Below are 13,355 nucleotides of genomic sequence, written 5' to 3' on the forward strand. Positions count from 1 at the left end.
GACTTAAGGCGTGCTGATGACTACGGCGACGCGGCGGTTTTCAGCACGGCCTTTTGCGGTCTTGTTACTGGCGACAGGATATTTTTTGCCTAATCCCTGTGTTGTCAGATGACTACGCGGGATCTGCGCGCCTTCCGCCCATGCATCGGCCACAACGTTGGCGCGTTTCAGGGACAGGGCTTCGTTGTAGCTGTCTTCGCCATAATTATCAGTATGTCCGTCCATGCGCGCATGTTTCAGGCCAACGGAGGCCAGACGGGCAGCCATTGTCTGGATCTGTCGTTGACTTTCAGCACGCAGCTTATAGTCGTTTTTATCAAACAGGATGGTGTCCGACATACCCAAAGACCAGCTCCCCGCCGACTCGGTAAACCCGTATGACTGCATGGCAGCGACCTGCTGCGGGGTAAACGTTCCCTGCGGCGCCTGGCAGCCAGCCAGGAGGAGAGCAACAACAAAAGGCGATAAAAGACGTTTCAGCATGGGGGAATCCTTATTATTTGATCACGCGTTCGACACGCTGATGTTTGGCCAGATACATATTGCGGTCGGCCAGTTCTTGTAATTTTTCGGCTGAGGCGTGCTCCCACGTCAGGGCATAGCCCATACTCAGCGTCATGCTGGTCAGATGGCCGTTGTGCAGGTCAAAAGGCCGGTTAAATTCCTGCGCCAGCGCGGCGCATATGCGCTGCACTTCGTATTCGGAATGTACGCCGTAGAGGACCATCGCAAACTCGTCCCCGCCAAGACGATAGGGCTGGTGGCGGTTGCCGCCAAATTCCGCGAGTCGCTTAGCCACTTCGATCAAAACCCGGTCTCCCGCCGCATGGCCCCAGGTATCGTTAACGAATTTAAAGTTGTCGCCGTCAAGGAACAGCAGCGCTGAGCTACTGCGGGCGGCGTCATCATTCATGAGCGCGTTGATCGTGCTGCGAAAAGCAGCGCGGTTAGCCAGTCCGGTCAGCGGATCGTGCAGTGCCGTGCGTAGCAGTTGGGCGTTCCTCGCCTGGAGACGCAGTTGCCACTCTTCCATTTCATCCAGCAGGCTGTTGAAGTCCTGGGCAAAACGGTGAAACTCCTCAATTCGCTCCTCTGATACGCGACGGGAAAAATTCCGGTTGGTACGCACATCGTGCACGACGTCGGTGATATTTTGCAGCGCTACGACGACGCCGTTGTGCAGATGGCGCGTCAGGAGGATGGCGATACCGGACGCCAGCAGGATCGAGCCGGTGAGGACAGCCAGCGACAGCCAGAGAAAATGGCTGATTAAGCTGTCACGGGCGGTTATCCGCACTTCGCCAATGATTTCCCCGTTATGCCAGACAGGTTGCGCGACCGGCAATGGAAAAAGCCACTGGCTGATGTAACCACTGAGTTTGTCGTCAGTTTCCTGTGCGTTATAGCGCCAGCTGGCGATGACGTTCTCATTTTTATCGCGTACATCGGCGGCAGAAAACTGACCCTGCTGGCCGAGCGCCGCCAGCGTTTCGGTCGCAGCGGCATCGTCTGCGAACACGAGCGCGGCCTCCAGACTGTGGGCCATGGTGGCGGCGGTCAGTTCCAGATTTTTTTGCGCATACTGTTTCAGCGTCAGCACAGAGGCGACGCTAAGCAACAGCCAGATCAACGTCATGGTCACCACCACGCTGATCATGCTTATGCGTCTCAAGGCTCGCTTAAACGTTGGACGCGTCGTGCGGGAAAGATCCTTATCCATGCTTTTTATTCCGTGCGAGCATCAGTACATCCGGATTGACCCTGACGCCGCTGTGCGCCAGAGAATCCAGATTTACGGCGAATCTGACATCATTATTTTGAATAATAAGACAAAAGGCGCTGCCAATAATGCATTCGGCATTTTGTTCCGCAATTAATAACAAAGCCTTAGAGGGATATTTATTGGCTAATTCAACCTGAGCGGCCGGAGATTCATTGCCGAAATAAACGCCATCACAACGTGCGACCAGCGCCTCTTGTTCGTTACGAATAATAACAGGTTGATAGGGCAGGGAGGTATCGTCACTGTCACCCAATACGCTAACGAAACGGGATGAAGTGAAAATGCATAGCCTGGGCGGCGCGGAGAGCGCAGGCCAGCGCGTATAGCTCACAATGCCTGAGACAATTGCACGCACATTTTTGGCGTCATCGGGTAATTCCTGAGCATAAACCGGCGATCCTGCCAGCAATAGCATCAGCAGCACCAGAAGTCGGTGAGAATAGAACATGAGCGGCGTCCTCACCCGTATCTTTCGTAACGCATTAAATACATCCTTGATTGTTTGCAGCAAAATAACATTATTTTGCATAGGCGTCATTACGCCAAAGATATTTATGTTTTGTCCTTAAGTTAAATCTTATTAATCAATATCGCCGGGACGGTTTTTTTTATCTTTCTTGCCGTAATCATACAATTTTATTTAAGTTTAAAATCCGCGACAGAATTGCATGTAAAGTAAAGTGTACGAATCTGTGCGTGTCATAATCAGTATTATAGATGCTTGTACAATAAACTTTACGTATTTTGGATTGATATCTTTACTCTTTGTGTTATCGTTACGTCATCCTCGCTGAGGACAACTATCGCAAACGAGCTAAAACAGGATCGCCATCATGCAAAAAGACGCGCTGAACAACGTACACATCACCGACGAACAGGTTTTGATGACCCCGGAACAACTCAAAGCGGCATTCCCGCTGAGTCAGGCGCAAGAGGCGCAGATCGCTCAGTCGCGCAAAACCATATCTGACATTATCGCCGGGCGCGATCCGCGTCTGCTGGTGGTGTGTGGTCCATGTTCTATTCACGATCCTGATGCCGCTCTTGAATACGCCCGTCGATTTAAAGCCCTTGCCGCAGAGGTCAGCGATAGCCTCTACCTGGTGATGCGCGTCTATTTTGAAAAACCCCGTACCACCGTCGGCTGGAAAGGGTTAATTAACGATCCTCATATGGATGGCTCTTTCGACGTTGAAGCGGGTTTGAAGATTGCGCGTCAGTTGCTGCTTGAACTTGTTCATATGGGACTGCCGCTGGCGACAGAAGCCCTGGATCCAAACAGTCCGCAGTACCTCGGGGATTTGTTTAGCTGGTCGGCTATTGGCGCGCGCACCACGGAGTCGCAGACTCACCGTGAAATGGCGTCCGGCCTGTCGATGCCGGTCGGGTTTAAAAATGGCACTGACGGCAGTCTGGCGACGGCGATTAACGCCATGCGCGCCGCCGCCCAGTCGCACCGCTTTGTGGGGATCAACCAGGCCGGGCAGGTTGCGCTGCTGCAAACGCAGGGCAACCCGGACGGACATGTGATCCTGCGCGGTGGTAAAGCGCCGAACTACAGTCCGGCCGATGTCGAACAGTGCGAAAAAGAGATGGCGCAGGCGGGACTGCGGCCTTCACTGATGGTAGATTGCAGTCATGGTAACTCCAATAAAGATTACCGTCGTCAGCCTGCCGTGGCGGAGTCTGTGGTTGCGCAAATTAAAGATGGCAACCGTTCAATCATTGGCTTGATGATTGAAAGTAATATTCACGAAGGTAATCAGTCTTCTGAGCAACCGCGCAGCGATATGAAATACGGCGTGTCCGTTACCGATGCCTGCATTAGCTGGGAAACGACGGATGCGCTGCTGCGTGAAATTCACAAAGACCTGAACGGCCAGCTGGCGGCGCGCAAGGCTTAAGAGGTTTGTTATGGTGGCTGAATTGACCGCATTACGCGATCAAATTGATGAAGTGGATAAGGCGCTGCTGGACTTACTGGCGCGTCGCCTGGAACTGGTGGCGGAGGTCGGCGAAGTCAAAAGCCGCTTTGGGCTGCCTATTTATGTCCCCGAGCGCGAGGCCGCTATGCTGGCTTCGCGCCGTGCGGAAGCGGAAGCGCTGGGCGTACCGCCAGATCTGATTGAGGATGTGCTGCGCAGGGTGATGCGCGAGTCCTATTCCAGCGAAAACGACAAAGGGTTTAAAACGCTTTGTCCGACGCTGCGTCCGGTGGTCATCGTCGGCGGTGGCGGCCAGATGGGACGACTGTTTGAAAAAATGCTCACCCTGTCGGGCTACAAGGTGCGTATTCTGGAACAGCAGGACTGGGATCGCGCGCCGGAGATCGTCGCGGATGCCGGGATGGTGATTGTCAGCGTGCCTATCCATGTCACTGAACAAGTGATTGCTCGACTGCCGCGTTTACCGTCCGACTGTATTCTGGTGGATCTGGCCTCAGTGAAAAATGGGCCGTTGCAGGCAATGCTTGCCGCCCATGACGGGCCAGTGGTGGGTCTGCACCCGATGTTTGGTCCGGACAGCGGTAGCCTGGCGAAACAGGTGGTAGTCTGGTGTGACGGGCGAAACCCGGAGGCCTATCAATGGTTTCTTGAGCAGATTCAGGTCTGGGGAGCGCGACTGCACCGCATCAGTGCCGTGGAACATGACCAGAATATGGCGTTTATCCAGGCGTTGCGCCACTTTGCGACCTTTGCTTACGGGCTGCATCTGGCGGAAGAAAACGTGCAGCTTGAACAACTCCTGGCGCTCTCTTCGCCGATCTATCGCCTCGAACTGGCAATGGTCGGGCGGCTGTTTGCGCAGGACCCGCAGCTGTACGCCGACATCATTATGTCGTCGGAAAGTAATCTGGCGCTGATTAAACGCTACTACAAACGCTTTGGCGAGGCGATCGGTCTGCTTGAACAGGGAGATAAACAGGCGTTTATTGACAGCTTCCGCAAAGTCGAGCACTGGTTCGGGGACTACGCGAAACGCTTCCAGCAGGAAAGCCGTACCTTACTGCGACAGGCCAACGACAGCCGACAATAATCCTTACGCTGGTCTGATTCGGGCCAGCGTGTAACGCCCTTTGGCCTACGAATGCGCTGGTGGTTTTTCCGCATCGTTAGCGCCAGGAGGGTTATACTGAAAAACCAGCGGGGCTACCGCTGGTTTTTTTATTTGGGGATTCGTCATGGCTGAACCACGCGTGTTATTTGACTATACCGGACAGTTGCCGGAATGCCCGACCTGGAGTGCGGGCGAGAATGCGCTCTACTGGGCGGATATTCTGGAAGGAGAGATCCATCGCTACCATTTGACGACAGGAGAACACATCGTTCTGGCGTTCCCGGAAGAGGTTGGATGCTTTGCGCTGCGCGAGCGTGGCGGATTTATTGTTGCGTTGCGTAATGCTATCTGGCTGACCGATAAAAACGGTCTGCTTCAGCGAAAAGTGTGCGATAACCCGTCGAACCCGCAGCTGGCGCGTTTCAACGATGGCGGCACCGATCATGACGGACGTTTTTACGCCGGGACCTTCTGGGGCCCCGGAGACTACAACGGCGCGATGTTGATGCGCATCGATAACGACCTAACGCCAAAGGTGATTCAGTGTGATATCCACGGGCATAACGGGCTGGCGTTCAGTCCGGATAAGCAATGGATGTACACCTCTGATACGCCAAACGGCGTGATCTGGCGTGCGCCGCTGGACGCGCAGGGCGAGCCGGGAAAACGTGAGGCGTTCCGTCGTTTTCAGGCCGGGGAGGGGATCCCGGACGGTGCGGCAATGGACGTGGAAGGCTGCTACTGGAGCGCGTTGTTCGACGGCTGGCGGATTGCCCGCTTTTCTCCCCTGGGCGAACAGCTTGAGGAATACCGGTTGCCGGTGCGTTGTCCGACAATGGTCTGCTTTGGCGGCGACGACATGAAAACGCTGTTTATCACCACCACGCGGGAAAACATGAGCGAAGAGGAGGTGGCGGAATATCCGCTTTCCGGGGCGATCTTCACCCTGCCGGCGAGGGTGGCAGGGATGAAGAAAAAGCCGTTTATCGAACGTTAAGAAGGATCGACCGGAACAACGTTTTCGCTCGGATAGCAGCCCAGCACCTTCATCGAGCGGGTAATTTCGCCCAGCTCTTTCAGCGCCTTTTGCATTTCCGGCGCTTCCAGGTTGGCCTGAATATCAAGATAAAACATCTCTTCCCATGGGTTGCCGTGGATAGGGCGGGACTCCAGGCGAGTCATAATCAGATGATGATTACGCAGAACCAGCAGCGCTTCCACCAGGGCGCCGGCCTGCTGGCCCGTCGCCATCAGGAGCGTGGTTTTCGCCGGAACCTGATCGGACACGTTAATCGCTTTACGTGCCAGTACGATAAAGCGGGTGATATTCTGCGTCTGGTTCGCCTCAATACGTTCCAGCACTTGCAGGCCATGCAGCACGCCGCCCGCCTCGCTGCCCAATGCCGCCACGCGCGGAGAATTCGCCTGCGCAACTTTTTCCATCGCTGCGGAAGTACTTTCGGTGTATTCGATTTTCCAGTGCGGGTAACGATTGAGGAATTTGCTGCACTGCTGGAACGGTTGCGGATGGCTGTACACCGTGTCGATGGTGTCGAGATCGGTGGTGCCGGAGACCAGCACACAATGGTCGATCACAATCGTCATCTCGCCCACAATGGAAAGGCTGGTATGCTGTAGGAGATCGTAGACATCGTTAATGCCGCCTGAACTGGTGTTTTCAATGGGCACCACCGCGTAGTCAGCCTGTCCTGTTTCGACCTGATTAAAGATATCGGCAAACTTCGCGCAACCACTTTCAATGAACTGTTCGAAATGACGCGCGGCGTACTGACGGGCGGCGAGATGGGAGTAAGAGCCTTTTGGTCCCAGAAACGCCACGCGGGCCGAATGGGGATTGATCTTATTCAGATGCTGCTGGAGCAGCGCCTGCTGGGTAAGAACCGAGTCTTCAATAATAAGCTGAAAAAGGCGGGTGATGTAATGAGCATCCAGATGGTGCGCTTTGCCAAGCTGAATCAACCGGTCCAGAAGGTCGCGCTCGCGGTCGATATCGCGTACCGGTCGATGGGATTCAAGCTTTGCTTTACCCACTTCGACCGCCAGCCCGCGCCGTTCGGCCAGTAACGCCAGTAGTTTTGCATCAAGCGCACTGATTTTGTCACGCAGCGCCAGTAATGGATTTTCCGATGTCATAGTGTTGCCTTTCTTGTTATCAATAAAAAAGGCCCCCCGGAGTGGGAGGCCTTGTTATTCGTCTTCGCATTCTTTTTCACACGACGAAAGCCTCCCGTTCAGGGGAAGGTAAAAAAGAAGGCGAAGAAGAACGGCGTAAGTTGCATATCAGTTTCCTTAAGTGACGCTAGTAAAGTACCCGCACTGTTTTCATGCTGTCAACAAAAAACGCGCCCGAAGGCGCGTTGGCGATACACTCAATGTAAGGGACTATTCTTCGTCTGCTTCAGCGAAGTTTGCGTCTTTAACTGACGCGGTTGCGCGACGCGCTTCGCCTTTGTGCTGCACTTTATTGAGCTGCCGTTCCAGCTTGTTGATCAAATCGTTAATCGCGGTATACATATCTTCATGTTTTGCGCTGGCGACCAGATGTCCGTTTGGTGTATTGATGGTGGCATCAGCGGTGAAACCCTGTGGCTCCTTGGACAGAATGATATGTGGGTTAATCAGGTGTGTTTGCCATTTTTCCAGTTTGGCGAGACGGTCTGCGACATGTTGGCGAATTGCCGGAGTAATTTCCATTTGTTTACTGGTAATGTTCATTGTCATAAATTTTACCTCTTGTCTTTCCCGTCTTGGTGATTTCAGCATACCGTTCCTAATGTCAAAATGTGTGATTTGAATCACATTATTTTGTCACTTTTTGTCAAGGAAGCCTTTTTGTGAGGCATCGCAGGAGAAGGGGATATTTCACTTGAGGAAAGGGGAAAAGCGGGCCATAGTTGATGAGTTAGGTTACCGGGAAAACGGGCCTGACGTGATGCGAAACGAATAAAAAAACGGCAGCCCAAGGGCTGCCGTTTTGCTTGCGAAATCGCGGTTCAGGTGTTGCTGCTGTTGGCGGCAATGATTTTTGCCACTTTCTCAGCCTGGGTCGTCATCTGCATTTCGCGGTAGGCGTTTTCCATTAGCGGCAGAGCGTCGCGTGTGGCCTGGGTATCCGGGAAATCACGCAGCATACCTTCCACACGATTCACCACGGCGACCCATGCGCCACGTTTGGTGTAGTATTCCGCCACGGAATATTCGTATTTCGCCAGACGATCTTTCAGGAACACGAGACGTTTAGTGGCGTCTGTGGTGTACTGGCTGTTCGGGTAGCCGCGCACCAGTTTGGAAAAGTCATTAAACGCAGCGCGTGCGTGCTGCGGGTCGCGGTCACTGCGATCGACGCCGAAGAAGCCTTGTAGCGCGCTGTCATCTAACGCCATATTGGTCAGGCCACGCATATACATGACATAATCAATATTGGGATGTGTCGGATTCAGGCGGATAAAGCGATCGATAGCGGCCTGAGCCAGCGGCAGATCGGCGTTTTTGTAGTAGGCGTAGATGAGATCCAACTGCACCTGCTGGGAATACGGGCCGAATGGATAGCGGTTATCCAACGCTTCTAATTGCGTTATTGCCTGTTTCCAGTTACCGTCCTGCAGCTTTTGCTGAGCAGTCGCGTAGATTTCATTAGGCGGATTATCGGGCACCTCTTCCTTTGAACCAGAGCAACCCGCCAAAAACAGGCTCAACGTGGCTGCTGCCACCAGATATTTCATGCGCGTCATGACGTTTTGACTTTCCTCAAAATGTTTTTGCGGGAGATTCTCTGTTCCTGCTCCCGGTTAAGACCAGCTACAATAGCACACTATATTAAACGGCAAAGCCGTAAAACCCAACGTTAAACGAAGAAGCTGTATATGGCACAACGAGTACAACTCACCGCAACGGTATCCGAAAATCAACTCGGTCAACGCTTAGATCAGGCTTTGGCCGAAATGTTCCCGGATTATTCACGTTCGCGCATAAAAGAATGGATTCTCGATCGGCGCGTGCTGGTCAACGGTAAAATTTGCGACAAACCGAAAGAAAAAGTCTTAGGCGGTGAACAGGTCGCTATCGACGCGGAGATCGATGAAGAAATCCGCTTTGAGCCTCAGGATATCCCACTGGATATCGTTTATGAAGACGATGACATCATTGTTATTAACAAACCTCGCGATCTGGTCGTGCATCCGGGGGCCGGGAATCCCGATGGCACCGTATTAAACGCCTTGCTGCATTACTACTCGCCGATTGCCGACGTGCCGCGCGCGGGTATTGTCCACCGTCTGGATAAAGACACTACCGGTCTGATGGTGGTGGCGAAAACCGTTCCGGCGCAGACGCGTCTGGTTGAGGCGCTTCAGCTGCGCGAGATCACCCGTGAATACGAAGCCGTCGCTATCGGTCATATGACCGCGGGCGGCACGGTGGAAGAGCCTATCAGCCGTCACCCGACCAAGCGTACCCACATGGCGGTGCATCCGATGGGAAAACCGGCGGTCACGCACTATCGCATCATGGAACACTTCCGTGTGCACACGCGTCTTAGGTTGCGTCTGGAAACCGGGCGTACCCATCAGATCCGCGTGCATATGGCGCACATTACCCATCCGCTGGTGGGCGACCCGGTATACGGCGGTCGCCCGCGTCCGCCGAAAGGCGCCTCGGAGGCGTTTATCTCCACGTTGCGCAAGTTCGATCGCCAGGCGCTGCATGCCACTATGCTGCGTTTGTATCACCCGATCTCCGGTATCGAAATGGAATGGCATGCGCCAATTCCGCAGGATATGGTTGAGCTTATCGACGCCATGCGCGCGGATTTTGAAGAACATAAGGATGACGTGGCCTGGTTATGAGTATGCTCATTGTCCCGCAGTGGCCACTGCCGGAAGGCGTGGCGGCATGCAGTTCGACCCGTATCGGCGGGGTAAGTTTACCGCCTTATGATGCGATGAACCTGGGCGCCCACTGTGGCGACAACCCGACGCATGTTGAAGAGAACCGTAATCGGCTGTTTGCTGCGGGCAATTTGCCTTCAATGCCCGTCTGGCTGGAACAGGTTCATGGTAAGGATGTGCTGAAACTGACTGGTGGCCCTTACGCATCCAGACGTGCGGATGCCTCATACAGCAACACGCCGGGCGCGGTATGTGCGGTAATGACGGCAGATTGCCTGCCGGTACTGTTTTGCAACCGGGCAGGAACAGAAGTCGCGGCGGCCCACGCGGGCTGGCGCGGATTATGTGCAGGGGTGCTGGAAGAAACGCTCGCCTGCTTTGCGGATAAACCTGAAAATATTATGGCGTGGCTGGGTCCGGCCATCGGCCCGACAGCCTTTGAAGTGGGGGCTGAGGTGCGTGAGGCGTTTTGTATTAAGGACGCCCGTGCGCACGAAGCCTTTGCGCCGCATGGCGAAAAATATCTGGCGAATATTTATCAGCTTGCCCGTCAACGGCTGGCAAATGTTGGCGTTGAACAAATATTCGGCGGCAATCGCTGTACTTTTAGTGAAAATGAGACTTTCTTCTCTTATCGTCGCGACAAGACCACGGGGCGTATGGCAAGTTTTATTTGGCTGATATAACCTAAAGAATCAAGACGATCCGGTACGTGTAATTTTCTTTTCACATAATTCAGGTCATTAACCTTGAATAATTGAGGGATGACCTCATTTAATCTCCAGTAGCAAATTTGACCTGTTATGGGAGGAGTTATGCGTCTGGATCGTCTTACCAACAAATTCCAGCTTGCTCTTGCCGATGCCCAGTCGCTCGCACTGGGGCACGACAACCAATTCATCGAACCTTTACATTTAATGAGCGCCTTGCTGAATCAGGAAGGGGGCTCGGTTCGTCCTTTATTAACGTCTGCGGGTATTAACGCAGGGCAGTTACGCACCGCTATCGATGAAGCGCTGAGCCGTTTACCGCAGGTGGAAGGCACCGGCGGCGACGTGCAACCGTCGCAGGATCTGGTGCGCGTCCTTAACCTTTGCGACAAGCTGGCGCAAAAACGGGGCGATAACTTTATTTCGTCGGAACTGTTCGTTCTGGCGGCGCTTGAGTCTCGCGGCACACTGCCCGATTTATTGAAATCGGCTGGCGCAACAACCGCCAATATCACTCAGGCAATTGAACAGATGCGCGGAGGTGAAAGCGTGAACGATCAAGGGGCGGAAGACCAACGTCAGGCCTTGAAAAAATACACGGTCGATCTGACCGAGCGCGCCGAACAGGGCAAGCTCGATCCGGTGATCGGTCGTGATGAAGAAATTCGCCGTACCATCCAGGTACTGCAACGTCGTACCAAAAACAACCCGGTTTTGATTGGTGAGCCGGGCGTCGGTAAAACCGCAATTGTGGAAGGACTGGCGCAGCGGATCATTAACGGCGAAGTGCCGGAAGGATTAAAAGGTCGTCGCGTACTGGCGCTGGATATGGGCGCGCTGGTGGCAGGGGCGAAATACCGCGGTGAATTTGAAGAACGTTTAAAAGGCGTATTGAACGATCTCGCGAAACAGGAAGGCAACGTCATTCTGTTTATTGACGAACTACACACCATGGTTGGCGCGGGTAAGGCGGACGGCGCAATGGATGCCGGGAACATGCTGAAACCTGCGCTGGCGCGTGGTGAACTGCACTGCGTGGGGGCAACCACGCTTGATGAATACCGTCAGTACATTGAAAAAGATGCCGCGCTGGAGCGTCGTTTCCAGAAGGTGTTTGTTGCTGAGCCTAGCGTTGAAGACACCATCGCGATCCTCCGTGGTCTGAAAGAGCGTTATGAACTGCACCACCATGTTCAGATCACTGACCCGGCTATCGTGGCGGCGGCGACATTGTCACACCGTTATATTGCCGATCGTCAGTTACCCGATAAAGCCATCGACCTGATCGATGAAGCGGCTTCCAGCATTCGTATGCAAATTGACTCCAAACCGGAGGAGCTCGACAGACTCGACCGCCGTATCATCCAGCTCAAACTGGAACAGCAGGCGCTGATGAAAGAGTCTGATGAAGCGAGCAAGAAACGTCTCGACATGCTTAATGAAGAACTGGAAGACAAAGAGCGCCAGTATTCTGAGCTGGAAGAGGAATGGAAGGCGGAAAAAGCCTCGCTTTCCGGAACCCAGACCATTAAAGCTGAGTTAGAGCAGGCGAAGATTGCGATTGAGCAGGCGCGTCGCGTGGGCGATCTGGCGCGGATGTCTGAACTGCAGTACGGCAAAATTCCGGAGCTGGAAAAACAGCTTGAAGCGGCCACCCAGTCTGAAGGCAAAACGATGCGTCTGCTGCGTAATAAAGTGACAGATGCGGAAATTGCCGAAGTGCTGGCGCGCTGGACCGGTATTCCTGTCGCGAGAATGCTGGAGGGCGAGCGCGAAAAACTGTTGAGAATGGAACAGGAGCTACACAGCCGCGTTATTGGTCAGAACGAAGCGGTAGAAGCGGTATCGAATGCTATTCGCCGTAGCCGCGCGGGGCTGGCGGATCCGAATCGTCCTATTGGCTCTTTCCTGTTCCTCGGGCCAACCGGGGTGGGTAAAACCGAACTTTGCAAAGCGCTGGCGAACTTTATGTTTGATAGCGACGACGCGATGGTGCGTATCGATATGTCCGAGTTTATGGAGAAACACTCAGTGTCTCGCCTGGTCGGTGCGCCTCCGGGATATGTCGGATATGAAGAGGGCGGGTATCTGACCGAAGCGGTTCGCCGTCGTCCTTACTCCGTCATCTTGTTAGACGAAGTGGAAAAAGCGCATCCGGATGTATTTAACATTCTGTTGCAGGTTCTGGACGATGGACGTCTGACTGACGGGCAGGGGAGAACGGTCGACTTCCGCAATACGGTTGTCATTATGACCTCTAACCTGGGTTCCGATCTGATTCAGGAACGCTTCGGCGATCTGGACTACAGCCATATGAAAGAAATGGTGCTGGGCGTGGTGAGCCATAACTTCCGTCCGGAATTTATTAACCGTATCGATGAGGTGGTGGTATTCCATCCGCTGGGTGAACAGCATATTGCCTCGATTGCTAAAATCCAGCTGCAGCGTCTGTATAAACGTCTGGAAGAGCGTGGATATGAAATCCATATCTCTGATGACGCCCTGAAGCTGCTTAGCGCAAATGGTTATGACCCGGTGTATGGCGCACGTCCGTTGAAACGCGCTATTCAGCAACAGATCGAAAACCCGCTGGCGCAGCAGATTCTGTCCGGCGAGTTAATTCCAGGCAAAACCATTCGTCTGGAAGCGAATGGCGATCGGATCGTGGCAGTGCAGTAAGTCACAAAATACAAAAACGGGCCGCTTGCGGCTCGTTTTTGTTTAAAAACCAGGCGAAAATTCAGGTTCGGGGAATGATTTGCCTGGAAAGTGAGCGGTTGGTAAATAATTTTCACTTTCTCCTTGCAGCTTCAGAATTACTCCCTATAATGCGCCACCACTGACACGGAACAACGGCACGCAAGCCGCCGGGTCAGCGGGGTTCAGACCAGAACCTCA

At 53.7% G+C, this 13,355-nt stretch carries 13 protein-coding genes and 1 other annotated feature; of the genes, 6 read left to right on the top strand and 7 right to left on the bottom strand.

Going from position 1 to position 13,355, the window contains the following annotated elements:
* Positions 1–3: 3 nt before the first annotated feature.
* The 3 genes from OGY07_RS13390 to yfiR are packed head-to-tail and all read right to left on the bottom strand — an operon-like array spanning position 4 to position 2,231.
* On the bottom strand, positions 4–483 hold the full coding sequence (locus OGY07_RS13390) for an OmpA family protein (RefSeq protein WP_042288272.1): 480 nt from the start codon (positions 481–483) through the stop codon (positions 4–6).
* A 13-nt stretch (positions 484–496) separates the two neighbouring features.
* Entirely contained in the window at positions 497–1,720 is a 1,224-nt protein-coding gene (dgcN, locus tag OGY07_RS13395) for a diguanylate cyclase DgcN/YfiN (protein WP_286601124.1), read from the bottom strand.
* Positions 1,713–2,231, bottom strand: coding sequence for a regulatory sequestration protein YfiR (gene yfiR, locus OGY07_RS13400; RefSeq protein WP_042288265.1), 519 nt, complete (start codon positions 2,229–2,231; stop codon positions 1,713–1,715). Before yfiR ends, dgcN begins: the two co-directional genes overlap by 8 nt.
* A 385-nt stretch (positions 2,232–2,616) precedes the next feature.
* Here yfiR and aroF point away from each other — a divergent pair, with 385 nt between their 5' ends.
* The 3 genes from aroF (at position 2,617) to OGY07_RS13415 (ending at position 5,837) form a co-directional block, all read left to right on the top strand.
* On the top strand, positions 2,617–3,687 hold the full coding sequence (gene aroF, locus OGY07_RS13405; protein ID WP_042288262.1) for a 3-deoxy-7-phosphoheptulonate synthase AroF: 1,071 nt from the start codon (positions 2,617–2,619) through the stop codon (positions 3,685–3,687).
* A gap of 10 nt (positions 3,688–3,697) precedes the next feature.
* On the top strand, positions 3,698–4,819 hold the full coding sequence (gene tyrA / locus OGY07_RS13410) for a bifunctional chorismate mutase/prephenate dehydrogenase (RefSeq protein ID WP_042288259.1): 1,122 nt from the start codon (positions 3,698–3,700) through the stop codon (positions 4,817–4,819).
* Positions 4,820–4,964: 145 nt separating this feature from the next.
* The gene (locus tag OGY07_RS13415; RefSeq protein ID WP_286601127.1) at positions 4,965–5,837 is read left to right on the top strand and encodes an SMP-30/gluconolactonase/LRE family protein; all 873 of its coding nucleotides are present in this window, start codon (positions 4,965–4,967) and stop codon (positions 5,835–5,837) included.
* Here OGY07_RS13415 and pheA read toward each other — a convergent pair.
* The 4 genes from pheA to bamD all read right to left on the bottom strand — a co-directional run bounded on the left by pheA (position 5,834) and on the right by bamD (position 8,592).
* Complete coding sequence (gene pheA, locus OGY07_RS13420) at positions 5,834–6,994, bottom strand: bifunctional chorismate mutase/prephenate dehydratase (RefSeq protein ID WP_042288254.1); 1,161 nt, start codon at positions 6,992–6,994, stop codon at positions 5,834–5,836. The genes OGY07_RS13415 and pheA overlap by 4 nt on opposite strands.
* A 22-nt stretch (positions 6,995–7,016) precedes the next feature.
* Positions 7,017–7,141 (bottom strand) — a sequence feature (Phe leader region).
* Positions 7,093–7,140, bottom strand: coding sequence for a pheA operon leader peptide PheL (gene pheL, locus OGY07_RS13425; RefSeq protein WP_187375663.1), 48 nt, complete (start codon positions 7,138–7,140; stop codon positions 7,093–7,095). It overlaps the preceding feature by 48 nt.
* 102 nt (positions 7,142–7,243) lie before the next feature.
* The gene (gene raiA, locus OGY07_RS13430; protein WP_042288251.1) at positions 7,244–7,582 is read right to left on the bottom strand and encodes a ribosome-associated translation inhibitor RaiA; all 339 of its coding nucleotides are present in this window, start codon (positions 7,580–7,582) and stop codon (positions 7,244–7,246) included.
* 272 nt (positions 7,583–7,854) lie between these two features.
* The gene (gene bamD, locus OGY07_RS13435; RefSeq protein WP_012906713.1) at positions 7,855–8,592 is read right to left on the bottom strand and encodes an outer membrane protein assembly factor BamD; all 738 of its coding nucleotides are present in this window, start codon (positions 8,590–8,592) and stop codon (positions 7,855–7,857) included.
* A gap of 132 nt (positions 8,593–8,724) precedes the next feature.
* On the opposite strand from bamD, the gene rluD reads away from it, so the two are divergent.
* From rluD to clpB, 3 genes are all read left to right on the top strand, one after another.
* A complete protein-coding gene (rluD, locus tag OGY07_RS13440) occupies positions 8,725–9,705 on the top strand; it encodes a 23S rRNA pseudouridine(1911/1915/1917) synthase RluD (protein WP_286601130.1) in 981 nt (326 codons plus the stop codon).
* Positions 9,702–10,433, top strand: a complete 732-nt coding sequence (yfiH, locus tag OGY07_RS13445) for a purine nucleoside phosphorylase YfiH (RefSeq protein ID WP_181822729.1) — start codon at positions 9,702–9,704, stop codon at positions 10,431–10,433. Before rluD ends, yfiH begins: the two co-directional genes overlap by 4 nt.
* A 129-nt stretch (positions 10,434–10,562) precedes the next feature.
* Positions 10,563–13,136 carry an ATP-dependent chaperone ClpB gene (gene clpB / locus OGY07_RS13450; protein WP_042288239.1) on the top strand — a complete coding sequence of 858 codons (2,574 nt, stop codon included), beginning with the start codon at positions 10,563–10,565 and terminating at the stop codon, positions 13,134–13,136.
* Positions 13,137–13,355 lie beyond the last annotated feature (219 nt).

Source organism: Citrobacter sp. Cs237, assembly GCF_030332325.1.
Lineage (GTDB): Bacteria > Pseudomonadota > Gammaproteobacteria > Enterobacterales > Enterobacteriaceae > Citrobacter_A > Citrobacter_A sedlakii.